Here is a 22,497-nt window from a genome sequence, read left to right on the forward strand (position 1 = left end):
TATGAAAAAAACGATTGCTTATTTTATAAAATACCCTGTTGCGGTAAATATAATTATTTTGGCACTTATTGCTTTAGGGGTTTTGGGCTATGCCAATTTAAGTTCCTCCTTTTTTCCCTTAACGGAAAGTAGAAATATTTCGGTAAGTGTTACTTACCCCGGGGCTTCACCTCAAGAGATGGAAGAGGGGGTCGTGTTAAAAATTGAAGACAACTTAAAAGGGTTGTTGGGTATAGAGCGTGTAACATCTGTGTCTAGAGAAAATTCTGCAACTATTTCTGTAGAAACTATTAAAGGTTATGATATCAATATCGCTTTGGCAGATGTAAAGAATGCGGTCAATAAAGTTCCAAATTTCCCATCGGGAATGGAACCTCCTGTTATTTCTAAAAACGAAAAAATTCGAGAAACCATTTCCTTTGTGGTGACAGGAAAAGATATCTCTTTAAAAGCCCTAAAAGATTTTGCGAGAAGTATTGAAAATGACATTCGTAAAATGGAAGGAATTTCTCAGATAGAATTATCTGGCTTTCCTGATGAAGAAATTGAAATTGCTGTTAGAGAAGACGATTTAAGAAAATTTGATTTAAGTTTTCAAGATGTTTCAACAGCCGTTTCAAAAAATAATATTCTAACCTCCGGTGGTTCTGTAAAAACAGAAGCTGAGGAATATTTGATTAGAGCCAGAAACAGATCTTATTATGGTAAAGACATGTTGAATATGGTGCTAAGAGCCAATGAAAATGGACAAATTATTCGATTAAAAGATGTTGCTGAAGTTCGTGATGGTTGGAATGAATCTCCTAATAGAACCTATTTTAATGGAAATTTAGGGGTACGTGTTCAAGTAAGTAATACGAACAGTGAAGATTTATTATCTACCGCAAAAAAAATAAACGATTATGTAGTGGAATACAATGAACAACATGAAAATGTATTTATTGAAATTACGAGAGATTCTTCTATTACGTTAATCCAACGTACCGAATTGTTGTTTACCAATGCATGGCAAGGTATGTTGTTGGTATTGTTGTTTTTGTCGTTGTTTTTACGACCTAGACTGGCATTTTGGGTGGCCGCCGGATTGCCAATTGCATTTTTCGGAATGTTTATGTTGGCTGGGTATTTTAATGTAACCATTAACGTGCTTTCTTTGTTTGGAATGATCATCGTTATTGGAATTTTGGTAGATGATGGAATTGTGATTTCAGAAAATATTTACCACCATTATGAAAAAGGAAAAACACCTATTAGAGCCGCTATTGACGGAACTATGGAGGTTGTTGCGCCAATTATTTCTGCCATATTAACAACTATTTTAGCCTTTTCTGTTTTCTTTTTCTTAGATGGGAATTTAGGGGAGTTTTTTAGTGAAGTGGCTACTGTTGTTGCTTTAACACTTGTGGTGTCTTTGGTAGAAGCTCTGATTATTTTACCGGCCCATGTAGCGCATTCTAGAGCTTTAGACAGAACTCAAAAATTGTATAAAATAAACAAGTATGCAGATCAGTTTATGGAATACATGCGTGATAAATTGTATGCGCCAGCTTTACTTTTTGTATTAAAAAATAAATTTTTCGGACTCATTATTCCAATTGCTTTATTTGTGATTACCATTGGTGCATTTCAAGGTGGAGTTATTCGTGGGACCTTCTTTCCAAGAATTGCTAGTGATCGTGTTTCTATTGAATTGACCATGCCGCAAGGGACCAATGAAAAAATTACAGATTCTATTATTACAATGATAGAAGACAATGTATGGTTGGTCAATGAAGAGTTTAAAGAAAAACAATCTGGCGGTAAAAGTATTGTTGAAAATATCTCTAAAAAAATTGGATCAGGAACGGCAAATGCTTCTTTAAGGGTGAATTTATTGCCTGGTGAAGAAAGAGATTTTGAGTCTAATATTATCAGTAATGCCATTCGAGAAAAAGTAGGAACTGTTTATGGGGTTGAATCTTTGTCCTTTGGTTCAGGAGGAAATTTTGGAGGAAGTCCAGTTTCTGTGGCTTTGTTAAGTAATAATATAGCTGAGCTGAAAGCGGCCAAAGAAGAATTGAAAGCCATATTATTGAAAAATCCGGAATTAAAAGATATTACCGATAATGATCCGCAAGGAATTAAAGAGATAAAAATTAAATTAAACGACAAAGCCTATTTCTTAGGTCTTACGCTAAGCGATGTGATGTTTCAGGTAAGAAGTGGTTTCTTTGGAAATCAGATTCAGCGTTTTCAACGTGGGCAAGATGAAATAAAAGTTTGGGTTCGTTATACCAGAGAAGAAAGATCGTCTATTAAAAACTTGGATGATATGCGCGTGAATACGCCATCGGGTAAAAAAGTTCCTTTTTCAGAAATTGCTACCTATGAAATTGAAAGAGGAGAAATTTCGATCAATCATTTAGAAGGACAGCGTGAAATTTTGATTGAGGCAGATATGAAAAATTCGAAGGCCAGTGCAACGGATATTTTAACAGATATTCAAACCCGTATTTTTCCAGATTTACAGGCAAAATATCCTTCTATTTCTGCTTTGTACGAAGGGCAAAATAGAGAAGCATCTAAAGTACTGGGTTCTTTGCCGATTGTGGGAAGTATCATTTTGATGTTGATTTACATTGTTATTGTATTTACGTTTAGATCTTTCGGTCAGCCTTTATTGCTATTGCTCATGGTTCCTTTTAGTTTAATTGGTGTGGGTTGGGGACATTGGTTCCACGGTTTTTCAGTTAATATTTTATCTATGTTAGGAATCATTGCCCTCATTGGTATTATGGTGAATGATGGATTGGTATTGATTAGTAAATTTAATAGTTATTTAAAGGAAGGAATGCTTTTCGAAGAAGCTTTATTTCAAGCAGGGAAGTCGAGATTTAGAGCTATTTTCCTAACCACTATAACAACGGTTGCTGGTTTAACACCTCTTATTTTTGAAACGAGTAGACAAGCACAATTTTTAATTCCAATGGCTATATCTATTGCTTATGGAATTGTAATAGCTACTTTTTTAACCTTATTGACTTTACCTATTTTATTGTCGATGGCCAACTATGTAAAAGTGGGTGTGCAATGGTTGTGGGTAGGTGAACAGCCAACTCGAGAAGAGGTAGAAAGAGCCATTAAAGAATTGGCAAGTGAAAATGAAGACTTGGAACATTAGAAGAAATAAAAGATGAAAAATATAAAAAGAAATCTATTTATTGCAGGAGTACTCTTATGTGTTTTGCAGGCAGAGTCACAAGAAATATTGTCAAAAGAAAAAGCAATTGAAATTGCTTTGGAAAACAATTTTGATGTTTTGATGATTCAAAAAAACTTGGAAGCTGCTAAAAATAACACCAGTGTTTTAAATGGAGGTTATTTACCAACGCTTTCAACAACAGCTTCTGCAAGGCATTTTATTAGTACGGGTAAAGCGGAAACACAAGATGGTAAGGTAAATACGGTAGAAGATGCTCAGTCGGATAAGTACAGTGCTTCCATTGGATTGGGCTATAATAATTTCAATATTTATGGGCAGATTTACAGCCTGAAAAAAGTGAGAGAGCAGTACAATCTTACAGAATTACAAGTAAAGTCGGTGATGGAAAACACCATTCAAACTTTATTTTCAGCCTATTATGAAGTGGCTAGATTAACAGAAGATCTGCAAATAAAAGAAGAAAACTTAGAAGCCTCTAAAGAACGCTTAAAACGTGTTGAGGTAAATTTTGATTACGGACAAAGCTCTAAGTTGGCAGTGTTAAACGCAAAAGTAGATTTAAAAAATGATGAAGTTGCTTTTTTAGAAAGTGAGCGAACTTTAGACAATGCGAAAAGAGATTTGAATATTGTTTTGGGTAGAGCAATCACAACACCAGTGAATGTACGTTCAGAGGTAGATTATATTTTTGGATTGAATAAAGAGGAGTTGTTGGAGAAATCAAAACAAAATAACACAGCTTTATTACAAGAAAAAAAGAACTTAGAATTAAGTCAGTACGATGTTAAAATAAACCGATCAGGTTGGATGCCTAATGTAAGTTTAACGAGCTCTTATGCCTGGAACAGAAACATCAATGATGCAACTTCATTTCAAGTATACAATCAGGGGAGAGGTATAAATTATGGTGTTGGTTTAAGTTGGAATATTTTTGACGGAGGTGTTTCTATAAACAATACCAGAAACGCAAAAATAGCTTTGGATGTTCAGGAAATTGAAATTGCTAAATTAGGAACAAGCTTAGAAAAGGATGTTAGAAATGCTTGGAAAGTCTATGAAAATTTATTGGCAGTTCTAGAGTTGCAAAAAATGGGCGTAGAGGTAAATACGTTAAATTTTCAACAATCTGAAGAAATGTATAAATTGGGACAAATTTCATCTGTAGATTTTCGTCAAGCACAAATAAATTTAATGAATGCCAAACTTCAACTGAATACCACAAAGTTTGATACAAAGAATTCAGAATTGGCCTTATTACGTTTGGCAGGTGAACTTTTAGAAAATGATAAATTCTAATTTTTTCAGATGGCCAAAAAAGGAAAAGAAAAAAACACAAAAAACAAAGCCAAGCATACCAAGCTGATGACGAGAAAGTTGAATAAATTGCGTGATGAAAAAATTCAACACCAACTTCGTTTGAAAGAACTGGTAAAAAAACACCAGGAGCAAAAAGAAAATAACACAACAAATTCTTAAAAATGGAAGAAGAAATTTGCCCTTGCGGAACTGGTAAAGCCTACAAAATATGTTGTGGAGCTATTCATAAAGGAAAAGTAAAAGCGCAAACAGCAGAAGAGTTAATGCGATCGAGATACAGTGCTTTTACAAAAGCAGATGGCGATTATTTAATGCGGAGCTACCACTCAAGCACAAAACCTTTAAGTGAAAAAAAAGAAATAGTCCGTTGGGCAAAATCAGTGACTTGGTTGTCTTTGCTAATTGTGGCTAAAACTAAAGGTACTGTTAACGATACAGAAGGTACGGTTGAATTTAAAGCCTCATTTTTAGAAAATGGGGAAGTCAAAGTAATTTATGAAAATTCTTATTTTTCGAAAGAAAAAGGGCATTGGGTTTATGAACGAGAAAATTAAATAAAATTCTTAAAAATAATCGATTAGAACCAAGCGAAATTTTTTAAAATAAACTTATCTTTGCAAAAGATTAGAAAATCCATGTGTTCACTTTGAACAGATCATATAATATTAACCGAATACTTTACAATGGCAAAATCAGAACAGACCTTCAATAAAAAAGAAAAAGAAAAGAAACGTTTGAAAAAACGTGAATTAAAAATGAAGAAGAAGGAGGAGCGTAAAGCAAATTCTAAAGGAGGAAGTTTTGAAGATATGATTGCTTATGTAGATGAATACGGAAATTTAACAGATACTCCGCCGGATCCAGCAAACAAAGTTCAGGTAGATGCTGAAAGTATTGAAATTGGTATTCCTAAAAGAATTGAAGAAGAATACGATCCAGTACACAAAGGGACTGTTGCTTTTTTTAACGATTCAAAAGGATTTGGATTTATCAATGATTCAAACTCTCAAGAGAAATATTTTGTACATGCAAATGGATTGTTAGAGCTAATTAAAGAAAATGATAAAGTCCAATTTGAACTTGAAAGAGGAATGAAAGGAATGAATGCTGTAAAGGTTAAGAAAATAAAATAATCGTTTTGCGATCAAAGAAACCGTCTGTTGAATCAGACGGTTTTTTTATGCCTTTTTAGGAAATATTTTAAAGTTTGTTCCTTGAAATGATTCCACTTTTATTTTGTAATTTTGCAGTGTTTTAAAACAAAGATTTTTATAGATGTATAAATCAATAATTCGCCCAATACTTTTTCAATTCGATCCAGAAAAGGTTCATTATTTTACTTTTTCGTTGATCAAAAATTTTTCTAAAATACCAGGAGTTTCTTCCTTAATTAGAAGTCTATTTCAAGTAGAAGATCCTAAATTAGAAAGAGAACTTTTTGGTTTGAAATTTAAGAATCCAGTCGGACTTGCCGCTGGTTTTGATAAGAATGCCGTTTTGTACAATGAACTGGCTGACTTTGGATTTGGGTTTATTGAAATAGGAACCGTTACACCGAAAGGGCAAGAAGGAAATCCTAAAAAAAGAATTTTTCGTTTAAAAGACGACCAAGGCTTGATCAACAGAATGGGCTTTAATAATGCCGGTGTTGAAGCTGCTATTGAAAATTTAAAATCGAACCAAAGAAAAGTTTTAATAGGAGGTAATATTGGTAAAAACACCGACATTCCTACAGAGCAATATACCCAAGATTATTGCGATACTTTTAAAGCATTGCATGCCTATGTAGATTATTTTGTACTGAATGTAAGTTGTCCGAATGTGGGGAGCCATGCCAAATTGCAAGACAAAGATTATTTGTTGGAATTGATTGGATCGGTGCAAAAATTAAATAAGGCTGCAACTTCTCAAAAACCCATTTTATTAAAAATTGCTCCGGATTTAAATAAGCAGCAATTGGATGAAATTGTAGACCTAGTAGCGGAAACGAAAATTGATGGAGTGATAGCATCAAATACTTCTGTAAATAGAGAAGGATTAAAAGCTACGGAAGCCGCTTTAGAAGCAATTGGAAATGGTGGTTTAAGTGGAAAACCGATCAAAGATCGAAGTACGGCAACCATTAAATATTTAGCGGACAAGTCAAATAAATCATTTCCTATAATTGGTGTAGGTGGAATCCATACCGCAGAAGATGCTTTAGAAAAAATAGATGCAGGAGCCGATTTGGTTCAAATTTATACAGGTTTTATTTACGAGGGACCTGGATTGATAAAAAAAATAAACAAAGCCTTATTAGCTAGATAATTATTATGATTACTTTTATTGAAAAGATTTGCTTAACAGGATGGTTAAGATTCTTTATTTTGTGGTTTACCGTTTTATGTATTGCCTTATTAAGTTTCAGAATTCAAATAAATGATGGAACAATTTCTCATAAAGAAAACTGTATATTCGATTATATATAAAGTATCGATGCTCTTTAAATAGCAAATAAAGAAGAGTTAATAAAACAGACAAAAAAAAAGTCACTTATTTCTAAGTGATTTTTCCCTTTTAAATAGGAAATACAATAACCTAAATGGTATCATATTTCTTTTTTTAACTGACTGGGTAAATAGCCCAATTTCTTTTTAAAAGCCACTGTAAAATGTTGTGGGTTTTTATAGCCAACTTCATAAGAAGCTTGAGAAATTGTATAATTTTCCTTTTGAATTAATTCCTTAGCTTTTTCAATCCGTAAAGCCGTAATGTATTTAAAAACGGTGGATCCGTAAAGTTGCTTGAATGATTTTTTTAATTTCGAAGTATTCATTCCAGCTAATAAAGACAATTCCGAAATCGTTAATTCTTTTTGTAGGTTTTGTTTGATGTGTTTTTCGACACTTTTTAAACAATTTTTTTCAGCTAAACTAAGTCCAGATTCTTCTTTTTTACTACCAAAGTTGGTTAAGCATACCAAAAATAATTCTGTAATTTTTGCCTCTAAAAATGCTTTTTTCATGACTTCAGTAAAGTGACAATTCACAATTTCTTTTAGGATGGCGTTGATCTGTTCATTGAGTAAAATTCCATCCTTAAAAAAGACACAAGGGCACTTCTTTAGTTTTGAATTTTTTAAATCTTGTGAGGTTCCTGTAAAACAATAGCCCATTATATTTTGTAAAAAGGGCTCACTAAAATAAATTTCTAAAGAGTTTCTATGTGTTTCCTTGTAGGTATAGGTTCTTTTAGATTCAGGTAGGTAAAATAAATTATAAGTTCCTTTTTCTACTCTGAACGTGTTTTTTTGCGTGTCGTTAAGATTACAGAACACGGTACCTTCAATTTCAAAATGCAATTTAAACAAAGGCGTGTCATTCGAAACTACAAACTCTAAATTGCCTTTGTTTTTTAGATTTTGAATAAAAACATATACTTTATTCAATTCAATATCTTGAAGTGTTCCTTCTAAACGGTCGGTTTTTAGGTTCCATTCATTTTCTTTTATAGCAACACTATAAAAATCTTTTTCGAAAATTTTCACCAATTCTCCTTGCTCTAAATGCACACTTTGTAAACAAATTTCCATTAATTCCTTTTGCGTTATAATAAGTTCTTATTGCGTTAATTTCTCATTTAGCTAATGCCGTAGATTTGCAAAAGTATATTATTTTTATTTAATCTAAATAAGACAATGAGAAAAGATTTACTTTTATTACTATTTGTTAGCATGGCTTCTTTTGCACAAAAAAGCGAATACAAAGTACTTGGTAAAGTAGTAAGTGGAAGCGGAGAGCCTTTATTTGGTGCTACGGTTTTGGTAGATGACAATTTGTATGCTGCTGTTGTAAATGAAAATGGCGACTATAGTATTGAGAATATTCCCACAGGAAAACATATCATAGAGGCTTCTTATATGGGTTTTTCTACAGGGCAGAAAGAAATTTATTTAGAGAGTAAGAATAAAAAGCAACACATTCACGTAAATTTTTCTTTAAGTGAAAATTCAGAAGCTTTAGAAATTGTACATGTTCATGGAGAATCAAAAAAAACAAGAATAGAAAAAAAGGGTTTTGCGGTTGCGATTATTGAAACCAAAGAAGCTAGCCAACGAAATGTTCAAACCAATGAGTTGTTAAAAACCAGTGTTGGTGTCAATATTCGCCAAAATGGAGGGTTGGGTTCTGATGTAAAATATAGTTTAAATGGCTTGTCAGGAAGTGCTGTTCGAATTTTTATTGATGGAATTCCGATTTCGGTTTATGGCTCTTCATTTAGCTTAAATAGCATTCCTCCGTCCATGATAAAAAGAATTGAGGTGTACAAAGGTGTTGTTCCAGGACATTTGGCAGACGATGCTTTGGGAGGGGCTATCAATATTGTGCTTCATAAAGGAACAAAATCAAATTTAAATGCGGCCATTTCTTACGGGTCTTTTAATACTTTTCAAACAAGTTTGAATGGTTTGTATCGTGCTGAAAAATCAGGATTTACGGTAAAAGCATCTGGCTTTTATAATTATTCAGATAACGATTATAAAGTTTCGGGAAAAAGTGTGGTGGTTACGGGTTTGGGAGGTGTGCAAACTCCAATTACTGCCAAAAGATTTAATGATGCTTATGAATCTACTGGTGGAATGTTTCAAATGGGTTTTACCAATGTAAATTGGGCCGATCAGTTTTTTATTGGAATAACAGGATCTGATGATTATAAAGAAATTCAGCATGGTGCCTTTATGACGGTTACTCCATATAAAGACAGATTTATGGAATCGGATGCCATGCTTGGAAATTTAACCTACCAAAAGAAAAATTTATTCACAAAAGGATTGGATGTCAATTTACATGGTTTGTACGGAAAACGAAATCGTGTTGTAAGCGATACAAATGCTTGGGCATATAGTTGGAACGGACAAAAAGCGATTGATTATAAAGGAGATGAATTTGAATACTCTTGGGGATCGCAGCAAGAAAAATTAGAATTCGGACCCGTTGTAAATCATATCAACCGATATGTTGCCTCTATAAGAACAGGAGTTTCTTATCGAATCAATCACCATCATAAATTTTTACTAAACCATGTGTATAGCGGTGTTGATAGAAAAGATCGTGATGCTTTTGCTTCAAGTTTTGAAAATACATTTGTGGGGACAAGAGATTTGTATAAAAATATATTTTCTGCTACTTATGAGTTACAGGCAATGCGTGGAAAATTAAAAGCCAATGTTTTTGGAAAATATTACCAACAAAAAACTGTAAATATAGACCCTTATATAAATGAGGAGACGAATAAAATAGAAGAGGAAGTTATAAAGGCACACACTAAAAACAATGGATATGGTTTTGCATTTTCATTTGCCTTACTACGTACTATTACACTTTTAACTTCTGCAGAAAAAGCCATACGCTTACCAAATGAAAGTGAAGTCTTTGGAGATGATGGAGACAATGTTGTGGCCAATCCAAGTATCAATCCTGAAAAGAGTGAAAATTTTAATTTAGGATTTAGGTTTGGAAATTTCAGTATAAAAAAACACGATTTTACCATTTCTACCAATCTTTTTACAAGAAATATAAAAGATAGAATTGGACTTCCTATTGATAGAAATCCAGATGAAGTATTGCTTTTGTATGAAAACCAAGGTAGTGGTACTTCTAAAGGGATAGAAGCACAATTGGATTATAGATTCCATAATAATTTTGGATTCAATTTTAATGTTTCTCATTTCAGTTTAAAGATTAAAAATAATGGGGTAGAAATAGATGTACCCAACACTCCTTTTTTTACCATGAATGGAAATTTACGATATAGCGTAAACAACTTTATTCAAAAAAAGGCGAGATTAAATTTATTCTACACCCTGTATTTTACAGACGAATTTTCATACATACCCCCACAAGGAAACAATACAATAGGAAATGAATTTTTTAATGTCCCTGTTCAATTGGCACAAGATTTTGGCTTCAGTTATACTTTCCCTAAAAAAGATTTTGTACTAAGCTTCGACATCAAAAACATATTTGACAAACCCTTATACGACAATTTAAGAGTGCAAAAACCTGGAAGGGCTTTTTACTTAAAACTTAACTATTCAATAAATAAATTTTAAATATAAATACAAATGAAACAACAATTTTTAAACCTAAGAACATTTGCTTTTGCAATGAGTTCAATACTACTTATTAGTAGCTGTACAGACGATTCTAGTCCATTAATAGAAGAAGAAAAAGGAAATGAAAGCAGATGGATTACCATTGCTGCTGCACAAATGGGAACCAATCCTGGAGACGGTAATGGAGGCACCTTAATTTATGCAGTTAGTAGTGAAGATGCGAAAGATCCAAGTAAATCGATAGCGCCTTTTGACAACGGATTTATAGTGCCTTCTAATAGAACAGCGAGGTTGCAATCTTCTGAAGATGGAAATACAATATTTAATATTAGTTACGCCGGAGATACAGGAGGTAACTATTCTAAATATACTGTTGAAGGTGGACAAGTTTTTGCTCCGACGGGTAGTGAGGTAAGTATTGCGCCTTATGTAGGAAGTGCACCAAGATGGATCAAATTATTTGACGGAGACCAAACAGGAGCTGCGGTTTACGTGTCTACAGAACATCAAATTGATGACAATGGAACGCCAGATGATGTTACTGATGACACATACACTCGTACAGAAGCAACGATTGGAGTGGTTACTTTAGACCTAGAAAATTCTTTGATAAAAAATTTCCAAGAGCACATTGTTCCTTTAAGTGCAGAAGAAGAAGCAAAGGGCTATTATTTTTCTAGAATTGATATGCCGACTTTAAATGCTGCTGGAGATAAATTATATATTGGTGGTCGTTTAAGTAAACGTGACCCTGCAACTGCTGAAAGCGATAGCAATTATGAAATTTTAGGTTCTAAGACGATTGTGTTGGATTATCCTTCTTTGTTAAATCCAACAGTAATTACATCTACCGTAGGACATGGAAATACAAATGGTTACCGTAGTATCAATGCTTTTGAATACAATGGGAGTGTATATCAAGCCAATCAAAGTGATCCTGAAGGATCTCATATTTTAAAAATTGATGCAAACAATCAATATGACAATTCTTACGATTTTAATTTAGACGATGCTTTGGGAGTTACTGGTGCTTATGTGCTTGCATGGAGACCCGCTGCAAACGGAAAAGCGGTATTGGCGTATCGTCATGAAGGTTCTGAAGAAGGGGTAGCCGGTGCACAAGGATTTTTTGCACTAGTAGATTTAAATGCTAAAACGGCCGTAAAAATTGATGCAATTCCTTATGAAGCTGATTTTTACTTATTCCAATACCAAGGTTTTGCGGTTGATGGAAATGAAATTTACCTAACGCAAGCCCCTGTAGGTAAAAATGGAAATATGTATGTGGTTGATACGGAAACAGGTGTTGTAACCAAAGGTGCTGAATTGGTAAATACAACTGGAAGTCACTTTATAGGTGCATTTTAATTTAGAAGAAATAACAATTCAAAATCCCTTTTTAATTTTAAAAAGGGATTTTATAAGAATGAAATCTCAAACGTATGAAAACAAAGATTCTAATTTTTTTACTGCTTTTACCACTTGCTATTTTTGCACAAAGAGGTCAGAAAAGTGACAATGCTTTTCACAACAGATCTTTTTGGCAAACCAAACCAACTGTGGAAACAGTAAAACAAAAAATAAAAGAAGGACACGATGCCGTTACGCCAAACAAAGCAGCTTTTGACGCTATTTGTTATGCTATTATGGCAAAAGCACCGGTAAAAACGATTGAGTATTTATTGTCGTTGCCAGGGAACAACATAAACAAACCAACCCACGATGGAAGAAGTTATTTAATGTGGGCCGGAAGTGCAGGTGATATTGCCGTTATGAAATTGTTATTGAAAAAAGGTGCAGACACCAAAGTTGTAGGAAGTCATGGTTTTACGTGGTTTACCTTTACCGTAAATGCAGGTCATGAAAATACAGCTATTTACGACTTAATGATAGCAAATGGCGTTGATGTAAAAGAAACAAATAGAGCAGGGGCTAATGCCATATTGTTAATGGCCGGACATTCAAAAGACGGGAAAATTATTTCTTATTTTGAAAAGAAAGGGTTGGATGTGAAAGCAGAAGACAACAAAGGAAATAACCTATTGTTTTATGCGGCACAACGTGGCAATATTGCCTTAATCAAAAAATACATCCAAAAAGGATTTAACTATAAAAAAATCAATTCAGAAGGTGAAAACTTAGTGCTTTTTGCGAGTCACGGTGCTAGGGGGTATAGCAACTCGTTAACAGTATATGAGTATTTAGCAACCTTAGGGTTGGACTTTACTTCGAGTAATAAAAACGAACAAAATGCATTACATTTTTTGGCAAGTAATGCCAAAGAAATTGCTGTAGTAGATTTTTTTATAGCAAAAGGAATTGCTATTCATCAAAAAGACAAGGAAGGAAATACCCCGTTTTTAAACGCTGCTCGTGGTCATAACCAAGTAATTTTGAAAAAATTAATGACTTCGGTTAGCAATATCAACCAGAAAAATAAAGAAGGTTTTTCGGCAATTACCTTTGCAACACAACGTATCAATGGTCAATTGTTTTCTTTTTTAGAAGCAAAAGGAGCCGACTTAAACGTGGTGGATGCTGACGGGAATAATTTGTACTACCATTTATTTACTTCTTATAGCAGAAGAACAAAAGCTGATTTTGAATTGCTTGTAAGGGCTTTGGAAAAAGCGAAAGTTCCATTTGAAAAAGCTTCAAAAAATACAAGTCCTTTGCATATTGCTGTAGAAAAAGGAGATGAAAAACTGATTTTAAAAGCTTTGGAATTAGGAGCGGAAATCAATAAAAAAAACACGGAAGGTTTAACTCCCTTGCATTTAGCGGCTATGAAAGCAAATAATGTGAGTCTGTTAAAAATGCTTTTAAGCAAAGGAGCCGATAAAAACATGTTGACAGATTTTGAAGAAAGTGCGTATGATTTGGCAATAGAAAATGAATTGTTGAAAAAGCAGAAACTCGATATAAAATTTTTAAAACAATCTTAAAACAAATTTCATGAAAATATATGTAGCAATTATTTTAGCAGTTGGGTTTTTAAGCTTGTCTGCTTTTAAAGTAAATACGAATGATGAACCTACACAAAAATTCAAGTGCATGGTTCAGTTAAAAAATTACGAAGGAGAAGGAGCTTATGTTGTGGTCTCTGTCATAGATAAAAATGACAACTATGTAAAAACCTTACAAATTTTAGGAGATGATAAAAAATGGTATCCAGATTTAACCAAATGGTGGTCGTTTTTTGAAAATGAAAAAGGAGCAGAAACGGATGCTATTTCAGGAGCAACCATTGCTGGAGGAGAGCGTTCTGTTTTTGTGCTTTCCATTCCTAAAAGCGATTTAAACAAAGGGAACAAACTTCGGTTTGAAACTGCTGTTGAACATCAGAAATATCATATAAAAGATTTGGAAGTGGTTTTGGATACAGAAACACTAAAAAGTAAATACGAAGGAACGGGCTATATCCGTTATGTAAGAATGATACCAAACTAGCGTACAGATGCTCAAAAAATTATGGAGATATAGTCATTTAACACTGACTGTATCTTCTTCTTTATTTTTATTATTAGCTGCTATTACAGGAGCTTTTTTGGCTTTTAAACCCATTCAAGAAAAACTACAACCTTTTAAAATAAATGCTGTTGAAGAAATTGCTGTGTCTCAATTAATAGAAACACTACAGGCAAAATATGATGAAGTTTTAGAGCTTGAGGTGGATAAAAACTATTTTGTAAAAGCAAGTGTTTTTAGTATGGACAAGGAGTTGAATGCTCCGTTTTTTATGGATCCTATTACTGGAACTAAAATTGGAGACATTCCAAAAGCCAATCCTTTTTTTGAGTTTTTAACCGACTTTCATCGTTCTTTATTTTTAAAAACTCCAGGAAGAATATTTGTAGGAATTACTTCTTTTTTACTTTGTTTAATTGCTATTACAGGTTTGTTGTTGGCCATAAAAAGGCAAGGTGGTTTTGTAAAACTGTTTTCTAACATCATCAAGGATAAATCGGTTCAATACAACCATGTAGCTTTGGGGCGAATTTTATTGATTCCCATTTTTATTATTGCGCTTTCAGGAACGTATTTATCTATGGATCGATTTTCTTTATTACCTGCGGAAGCGAGAGTAATTAGACATAATGAAATGAAAAGTGAAACAATTCCCTTTGCCGATTTTGAGATTTTTAAAAATACTACTTTAAAGGAGGTCACAAAAATTGAGTTTCCGTTTTCTACAGATGCCGAAGATTATTTTACCTTGATTTTAAAGGATAGAGAACTCCAAGTTCACCAAAAAACAGGTGCTATTGTAAAAGAAACTGTTTTTCCATTTGTGCAGCTTTTATCGGTGCTGAGTTTTAATTTGCACACAGGGGCAGGAAGTGTTCTTTGGTCGTTGGTTCTATTTATAAGCTCGTTGGGTATTTTATATTTTATGTATTCGGGTACGGTTATTTCTATTCAGCGTTTGCGTGGTAATACCAAAAATAAATGGAAAGCCCATGAAGCGAATTTGGTTATTTTAACAGGTTCGGAAAATGGAAGTACCAAAAGCTTGGGTAAAATTTTGTACAAAGCCTTATTAAAGGAGAATAAAAAAGTTTTTTTGGATGATTTAAATAATTATCAAAGCTATAAAAACATGGAGCAGCTGCTTATTTTAACAGCTACTTACGGAGATGGTGAACCACCAAGCAATGCAAACTTGTTTTTAAAAAAGTTAGAAGAAATTTCAATTGAAAAGACGTTTGAATGTCATGTTTTAGGATTTGGGTCTTTTTCATATCCAGACTTTTGTGCCTTTGGAAAGGAAGTATACCAAAAAGTAGTCGCACATGAAAAAATACAGGTTCCACAAAAAGAAGCCTTGTTAATTCACAATCAAAATTACAAGCAGTTTAAAGATTGGGCTACGAATTGGGGAAAATCATTAGAAATAAGTTTGTCCTTACCTGCGGAATTGACTTCAAAAAAAAACAAAGAAATTCTTTTTAAAATAAAGGCGAAGCAAAGTGTAAAAGATGCTTTTGATGAAACCTTTACATTGACCTTAACTTCTGAAAAAAAACAACATTTTTTACCGGGTGATTTGTTAAGTATTATTCCTCCAAACGAAAATATTGAACGTTTGTATTCCATTGGAAAAACAGCAGAAGGTGATTTGTTATTAAGTATAAAAAAACACGAGCTAGGAATTTGTTCTAATTATTTAAATGAATTAAAAGTTGGAGAAGAGTTTGAAGGGACCATTCAGCAAAACAAAGCCTTTCATTTGCCTAAAAAACCAAAGAATGTAGCTTTAATTGCCAATGGAACAGGTATTGCCCCGTTTTTAGGAATGATGCATGAAAAAACAAATACAAAATGTACTTTGTATTGGGGGACAAGAACTTTTGTTTCTTTGGAATTGTATAAAAACAGCATTATAAAAGCACATCAAAAAGGAAATTTGCAAAGTTATAATTTTGCCTTTTCTAAGGAAAAAAGTGATTTTAGCTATGTACAAGATTTTATTCAAAGAGATGAAAAAGACCTGGTAGCCCAATTGAAGGAAGGAGATTGTTTAATGCTATGCGGTTCTATTGCCATGAGAGATACCGTTTTTAAGCAATTAGATGAAATTTGTTTGAAGTATGATTTGGAAACTTTGGAGTTTTATAAAAATAAAGGGCAAATTTTAACAGATTGTTATTAGAAAAAATATGCTGTTGCAGTTGCGTAGAAAGTGAAGTAGCACTAATTTTATTTGCGACACAGACATTCTTTTTATTTGAATGTATGCCAAACTTTTTTCGTAGTTTCGCTCGACTTTAAAAGAATGAGTTTTGGGAAAATTGCTTCTTGAAAATAGAGTTTATTTTTTTTATTCTCTGGATCAAGGTTTTAGAAATAGCCAATTAAAGTTTCAGAATTCAAGCAAAGGCTAGCACAATTTCACAAAAAGAAATCTGTATATTTGATTTATATGCAATCAAAAGTAAAAATTATTGAATGTCCTAGAGATGCCATGCAAGGCATTAAGGATTTTATTCCAACAGAAATAAAAGCAAGGTATATCAATGCTTTGTTGGGTGTTGGGTTTGATACTATTGATTTTGGTAGTTTTGTCTCTCCAAAGGCAATTCCGCAAATGCAGGACACGGCAAAAGTGCTTTCTCTTTTAAATTTATCAGAAACAAACAGCAAATTGTTGGCAATAGTTGCCAACACCAGAGGAGCAACAGATGCGGCCTCTTTTGAAGAAATTAATTATTTGGGTTTTCCGTTTTCTATTTCAGAAAATTTTCAAATGCGAAATACCCACAAAACAATTGAAGAATCTGTGGTTGTTTTGGATGAAATATTGAATGTGGCTTTAAAAAGCAACAAAGAAGTGGTAACCTATTTATCTATGGGTTTTGGAAATCCTTATGGAAATCCTTGGAATGTTGATATTGTAGCCAACTGGACAGAACGTTTGTCCAAAATGGGTGTTAATATTTTATCGCTTTCCGATACCGTGGGAACAGCAACTCCAGAAATAATTAGCTATTTATTTTCCAATTTAATTCCTCAGTATCCAAAAATTGAGTTTGGTGCACATTTGCATACAACCTATGCCACATGTATGGAAAAAATTGATGCGGCTTTTATAGCAGGTTGTCAGCGTTTTGATGGAGCTATTAAGGGCTTTGGTGGTTGTCCTATGGCGAAGGATGAATTGACAGGAAATATGCCAACCGAAAAATTACTTTCCTATTTTACTTCTAAATCTGTATCTACTGGCACAAAACCTATGAGTTTTGAAAGTGCCTATAATGCTTCTCTTCAGGTATTTTAGTCTTTTTTTTACTGCTTCTAAAAATAATTTAACTCTTTATTTGAAATTAATCTAAATAAGTTTTGTGATTTAAGAATCATGTGTATCTTTGCAGCAGAAAAATAAAATTATCTTTAAACAATCTAAATAAGAATTATGAAAAGTATTAATTTCACAACTGGAGTTATCGTTGCAATTTCAAGTATGTTTGTAGCCTGTGATAACGGAGAAGATCTTCAGGATATAATTAATAAAGTAGAGGATATTGAAACAGGTTTTACAGTTCCTTCAACGTATAACTTTACAAGAGGTGGAAATACAACAGTAAGTTTTAGTGGACAAACAACACGTTTGTCAATGGCTAAAGAAGTACTTAATTATTTAGCGGTTGACTCAGGTAAATCTGCACAAGAAATTGAGGCGGCTTTTGCGCATACTACAGGTGCGAATGATTTTACAGATACAGATTTAAATGCTTCTGATAAAAGTGTAAAAAGTAAAGTAGCAGCATCGGACGATTTGTTTGGTGAGGATGCCGTAACAAAAGGAGCAATTCAAGCTGATTTTTCAGAATATATTTCAAATCAAGTTAGTGAAGTTGTACCTAATAAAGATGTGGAAGCAACTGCTGGAACAGCGGGATATATTGGTTCAAAACCTAGATATGTAAATGGAAAAGGAATTGAATACAACCAAGTATTTAACAAAGGAATGATTGGAGCTTTGGTTATGGACCAAGTTTTAAATAACTATTTAGGAAATATACGTGTATCAAATGAAGATTATATTTCTAAAAATAATGCAGAGACTTTAGAGGAAGGAAAAAATTACACAAAATATGAGCACCATTTTGATGAAGCTTATGGATATGTTTATGGTGATGCTACTGTAGATTCTGAAAGCCCAATTGATAGAGCAGGGGATAAATTTTTATTCAGCTATATCACGCAGGTAAATGCAGATACAGATTTTGAAGGAATTCAAAATCAAATTTTTAAAGCATTTGTATTAGGTAGAGCGGCAGTTGTTGCTAATGAATATGAAGTGTTAAACAAAGCAATTGACGTATTGCAGTACCAAATATCTAAAGTAGTAGCAGTTAGAGCGGTTCACTATTTCCAAGCAGGTAAAGTTTCTTTGGCTGCAGATGATTATGAATCAGCATTCCATGCATTGTCTGAAGGTTACGGGTTTTTATACAGCTTACAGTTTTCAAGAAATCCTGTTACAGACGCTCCTTATTTTACTTTTGAAGAAGTAACTACTTTGTTAGATAAATTGGAAGCAGGTAACGGTTTTTGGGATTTAAAAGATGGAACTGTTTTAGATGAGGTTTCGAATGCTATTTCTGCAAAATTTGACTTTACAACTGCACAAGCGGCTAATTAATTATCTTAAATTTAAAGTATAAAATAAAGTGTTTGAAGATGCTTAATTCTTCAAACACTTTGTCTAAATTTGCAATCCCTACTAAAAGCGTCTAAATCATGAAAAAAATAGGTCTTTTTTTAATTATTGTTACAGTTCTTGTTTCTTGCGGAACAGAGGGGACGAGTAGCTGTACAAATGATTCTTTTGATAGGAAAGCCATGTTAGAAAACTGGGCAAATAATATTATTATTCCTTCATTTGAAAATTATGATGCATTGGTTAGTACCTTAAAAACCGATGTAACTACTTTTTCAACAACGCCAAATCAAAATAATTTAGCGCAAGCAAGAAGTTCTTGGTTGTTAGCTTATAAGGCTTGGCAACAAGTTGCAATGTTTCAAATAGGAGAGGCTGAAGTAATTCGATTAAAAGAATATTCAAATTCTTATCCTGTTGATGCTGTAGGAGTGGAAAGTAATATTTCTTCAGAAGTATACGATTTAGCATTGTCTACTCAAATTAATAGACAAGGATTTCCTGCCTTAGATTATTTGTTAAATGGCTTAAAAGATACGGATGCTGAAATCATCACAACTTTTAGTGCAACTTCTTATAAAAACTATGCAAACGCTGTTGTAGATCGATTGAAACTTATGTCTACAGCTGTTGTTACAGATTGGAAAACAAACTATGCTGCTATTTTTATAGCCAACGATTGTTCTTCTTCAACTTCTTCAGTAGATAAATTGGTAAACGATTTTATTTTCAATTTTGAAAAAAACATAAGAGTGTCTAAAATTGGAAATCCGATTGGTTTTTTTACCAATACTCCAATTCCTGAAGCTGTAGAAGCTTTTTATAAAAAAGATGTTTCTAAAGAATTATTCCTTACTGCTGTGAATACTTCTAAAGATTTTTTTAACGGAAAACATTTCAATTCAAATACAGAAGGGAAAAGTTTAAAATCGTACCTAATAGAATTACAAGTTGAAGCTGGTGGTAAAAATTTAAGTGACTATATTGTAGAAAAGTTTGACAAAGTTTTGACATCTGCAAATGCTTTAGATGCCAATTTTTATGCACAAATAATAAGTGATAGAGCTGTATTTATAGCTTTGAGAGAGAATGATTTACATCCTTTGTTAGAGGTTATGAAAACCAATATGTTATCGGCTCTTGATATCAAAGCAGACTATAATGATTCTGATGGTGATTAGATTTATAAAAAAAATAATAAAATAGATATAAGGTTCAGGATAATTCATTATTCTGGACTTTTTTTGATGTTTACAATACGTAACAACAATGAGCTTAAAGCAAATCCTACTGTTCACATTAATTTTAGTTCCTGCACTTATTTTTTCTCAGGAAAAGTTAACTGTTAAACTGACTATAAATTCTGAAGAAAATTTGACGGGCATTTCAAATGCACAAGTGTACTTAAAATCAGGAAAAGATTTAGGAAGTACGGATGAAAATGGAATGTTGTTTTTTGAAGCGGAAGAAGGGAAAAATTATCAAATAGTCGTTTTTTCTTTTGAATATAAAATTTTTCAAACGTCAATAATTCCTACTAAAAACTCTAATAAGTACAGCTTTGAATTGGCTCATTTAGGGGAGAATTTAGATGAAGTCCATGTCTCAGGCAATAAAAGGAAGTTCTTTAACCTAGTTCGTTTAAAAAATGTAGAAGGAACGGCCATTTATGCAGGAAAGAAAACAGAGGTTGTTTTGGTTGATCAAATTGTGGGTAATTTGGCCTCAAATAATGCGCGTCAAGTAATGGCGCAAGTAGTGGGCTTAAATATTTTTGACGCTGGAGATGGAGGTTTACAACTAAGTATTGGAGGAAGAGGTTTGGATCCTAATAGAACATCTAATTTTAATACACGTCAAAACGATTATGATATTAGTGCAGATGTTTTGGGCTACCCAGAAAGTTATTATACACCTCCTGCGGAAGCACTTTCAGAAATACAAGTAATTCGTGGTGCAGCTTCTTTGCAATATGGAACACAATTTGGTGGTTTGATTAATTTTAAATTAAAAGAACCTGTAAAGGATAAAGAAATCGAAGTTATTTCAAGACAAAATATTGGGTCTTATGGATTGTTTACCAGTTTCAATAGTATTTCAGGAACGGTAGATAAAAAGTTCAGCTACTATGCCTATTACAATTACAAAAAAGGAGATGGGTATAGAGCCAATTCTAATTTTGATTCAAAAAACTTGTTTGCTCAAATTGGTTACCAGTTTTCTGAAAAAACAAAATTAGTTTTTGAAACCACCTATTTAGATTATTTAGCCAAACAATCTGGTGGACTTTCAGACAAGCAATTTTTAGAAAATCCACGACAAAGCAATAGAACAAGAAATTGGTTTGCTGTAAATTGGCAATTAATGGCGTTGAAATTCACACATAAATTTTCAGAACAAACAGATTTTAGCTTCAATTTATTTTCATTAAATGCGAATAGAAAAGCTTTAGGTTTTAGAACCAATCCCAATTTTGACAATCCAAATGCACTTACAGATATTGATGAAATGGATAGCAATGGTGATTTTTTGCACGAAAGAGATTTGCTAGTTGGGCAATTTAGAAATTGGGGTATTGAATCTCGTTTGCTAACACGTTACCATGTTGGTGAAAAAGATGCTGTATTTTTAATAGGAGCAAAGCTTTACAAAGCCAATAATTCATCAGAACAAGGCTCAGGAAGTAAAGGCGTAGATGCTGATTTTTCTTTTTATAAAGAAACCTATCCAGATTATTCTAGCCAATCTTCTTTTAAATATCCAAACTTTAACGTAGCCATTTTTGGCGAGAACATATTTAACCTTTCAGATTCCTTTTCTTTAACACCAGGTTTTCGTTTTGAATACATTAAAACAATATCAGAAGGAGCGTATTTAAATGCAAATACAGGAAATTTTGTCGATGATAACAATCGCTTCAATCGAAATATTTTATTATTGGGTTTAGGTGCTAGTTATAAACCAGATAATTACTTTGAGGCTTATGCCAACATTTCACAAAATTATAGATCGGTTACTTTTAGTGATATTCGTGTTACAAGTCCTTCTTTTTCTGTGGCAGATGATATAACCGATGAAAAAGGATTTACTTCTGATATTGGAGTAAGAGGGAAAATAGGAACATCATTTTCTTATGATAGTAGTGTTTTTGGCTTGTTATATGATGGAAAAATTGGAACTAATTTTGAAGATAGAATAGGTTGGATTAGAGACAATATTGGTACAGCAGTTGTGTATGGTTTTGAAACCCTATTGGACTGGAATATAAAAGACACATTTTGGGAAAATAGCAATTATAAGTTGAACACTTTTGTTAATATAGCTTTTACTGATTCAGAATATACCAAGTCGAAATTTAATGGAGTTGAAGGCAAAAAAGTTGAATTTATTCCTTTTGTGAATTTAAAAACAGGAATTGGTTTTGGCTATAAAAACTTTTTGGGTAGTCTTCAGTACAGCTACCTTTCTCAACAATATACCGATGTAACGAATGCAGAATATGACCCTCACAATAATTCTTCTGTTAAAGGGGCAATACCCGCCTATGATATTTTAGATTTTTCTGTTTCTTATGTGTATAAAAATATTAAATTAGAAACCGGAATAAATAATGTACTGAATAAAAGTTATTTTACCAGAAGAGCAACGGGTTATCCAGGACCTGGTATTATCACTTCCGATCCGGCTACTTATTATTTAACTGTACAATTTAAAATTTAA

16 protein-coding genes are annotated in these 22,497 nt (G+C 32.9%); 15 read left to right on the forward strand and 1 reads right to left on the reverse strand.

The genetic code is table 11. The annotated features are described in order from the left end of the window. Nucleotide 1 precedes the first annotated feature (1 nt). From FGM02_RS17105 to FGM02_RS17125, 6 genes are all read left to right on the forward strand, one after another. Entirely contained in the window at nt 2-3,160 is a 3,159-nt protein-coding gene (locus tag FGM02_RS17105; RefSeq protein ID WP_139959721.1) for an efflux RND transporter permease subunit, read from the forward strand. Nucleotides 3,161-3,172: 12 nt separating this feature from the next. Beyond that, complete coding sequence (locus FGM02_RS17110; protein ID WP_139959722.1) at nt 3,173-4,498, forward strand: TolC family protein; 1,326 nt, start codon at nt 3,173-3,175, stop codon at nt 4,496-4,498. 9 nt (nt 4,499-4,507) lie between these two features. Beyond that, nucleotides 4,508-4,678: a hypothetical protein gene (locus tag FGM02_RS18145; RefSeq protein ID WP_166461218.1), complete on the forward strand. Its 171-nt coding sequence runs from the start codon at nt 4,508-4,510 to the stop codon at nt 4,676-4,678. Between the two features lie 2 nt (nt 4,679-4,680). Further along, nucleotides 4,681-5,073: a YchJ family protein gene (locus FGM02_RS17115; protein ID WP_139959723.1), complete on the forward strand. Its 393-nt coding sequence runs from the start codon at nt 4,681-4,683 to the stop codon at nt 5,071-5,073. 129 nt (nt 5,074-5,202) lie between these two features. Further along, complete coding sequence (locus FGM02_RS17120; protein ID WP_139959724.1) at nt 5,203-5,652, forward strand: cold-shock protein; 450 nt, start codon at nt 5,203-5,205, stop codon at nt 5,650-5,652. Nucleotides 5,653-5,794: 142 nt separating this feature from the next. Further along, entirely contained in the window at nt 5,795-6,826 is a 1,032-nt protein-coding gene (locus FGM02_RS17125; RefSeq protein WP_139959725.1) for a quinone-dependent dihydroorotate dehydrogenase, read from the forward strand. 280 nt (nt 6,827-7,106) lie between these two features. On the opposite strand, the gene FGM02_RS17130 is transcribed toward FGM02_RS17125, so the two are convergent. Then, nucleotides 7,107-8,090, reverse strand: coding sequence for a helix-turn-helix domain-containing protein (locus tag FGM02_RS17130; protein WP_139959726.1), 984 nt, complete (start codon nt 8,088-8,090; stop codon nt 7,107-7,109). A 105-nt stretch (nt 8,091-8,195) separates the two neighbouring features. On the opposite strand from FGM02_RS17130, the gene FGM02_RS17135 reads away from it, so the two are divergent. The 9 genes from FGM02_RS17135 (at nt 8,196) to FGM02_RS17175 (ending at nt 22,497) form a co-directional block, all read left to right on the forward strand. Then, on the forward strand, nt 8,196-10,610 hold the full coding sequence (locus FGM02_RS17135; protein WP_139959727.1) for a TonB-dependent receptor: 2,415 nt from the start codon (nt 8,196-8,198) through the stop codon (nt 10,608-10,610). A gap of 12 nt (nt 10,611-10,622) precedes the next feature. Further along, on the forward strand, nt 10,623-11,981 hold the full coding sequence (locus FGM02_RS17140; RefSeq protein ID WP_139959728.1) for a hypothetical protein: 1,359 nt from the start codon (nt 10,623-10,625) through the stop codon (nt 11,979-11,981). A gap of 74 nt (nt 11,982-12,055) precedes the next feature. Then, entirely contained in the window at nt 12,056-13,558 is a 1,503-nt protein-coding gene (locus FGM02_RS17145) for an ankyrin repeat domain-containing protein (protein WP_139959729.1), read from the forward strand. 10 nt (nt 13,559-13,568) lie between these two features. Beyond that, complete coding sequence (locus FGM02_RS17150) at nt 13,569-14,063, forward strand: DUF2271 domain-containing protein (protein ID WP_139959730.1); 495 nt, start codon at nt 13,569-13,571, stop codon at nt 14,061-14,063. Between the two features lie 7 nt (nt 14,064-14,070). Then, complete coding sequence (locus tag FGM02_RS17155) at nt 14,071-16,266, forward strand: PepSY domain-containing protein (protein ID WP_139959731.1); 2,196 nt, start codon at nt 14,071-14,073, stop codon at nt 16,264-16,266. A 270-nt stretch (nt 16,267-16,536) separates the two neighbouring features. Beyond that, nucleotides 16,537-17,391 carry a hydroxymethylglutaryl-CoA lyase gene (locus tag FGM02_RS17160; RefSeq protein WP_139959732.1) on the forward strand — a complete coding sequence of 285 codons (855 nt, stop codon included), beginning with the start codon at nt 16,537-16,539 and terminating at the stop codon, nt 17,389-17,391. Nucleotides 17,392-17,526: 135 nt separating this feature from the next. Next, nucleotides 17,527-18,759: a DUF4856 domain-containing protein gene (locus tag FGM02_RS17165; protein WP_243739437.1), complete on the forward strand. Its 1,233-nt coding sequence runs from the start codon at nt 17,527-17,529 to the stop codon at nt 18,757-18,759. Nucleotides 18,760-18,857: 98 nt separating this feature from the next. Continuing rightward, nucleotides 18,858-19,958 (forward strand): imelysin family protein, encoded by a 1,101-nt coding sequence (locus FGM02_RS17170; RefSeq protein WP_139959733.1) that lies wholly within the window; start codon nt 18,858-18,860, stop codon nt 19,956-19,958. An 88-nt stretch (nt 19,959-20,046) separates the two neighbouring features. Then, complete coding sequence (locus FGM02_RS17175; protein WP_139959734.1) at nt 20,047-22,497, forward strand: TonB-dependent receptor domain-containing protein; 2,451 nt, start codon at nt 20,047-20,049, stop codon at nt 22,495-22,497.

It is taken from the genome of Flavicella sediminum (assembly GCF_006381105.1).
GTDB lineage: Bacteria > Bacteroidota > Bacteroidia > Flavobacteriales > Flavobacteriaceae > Flavicella > Flavicella sediminum.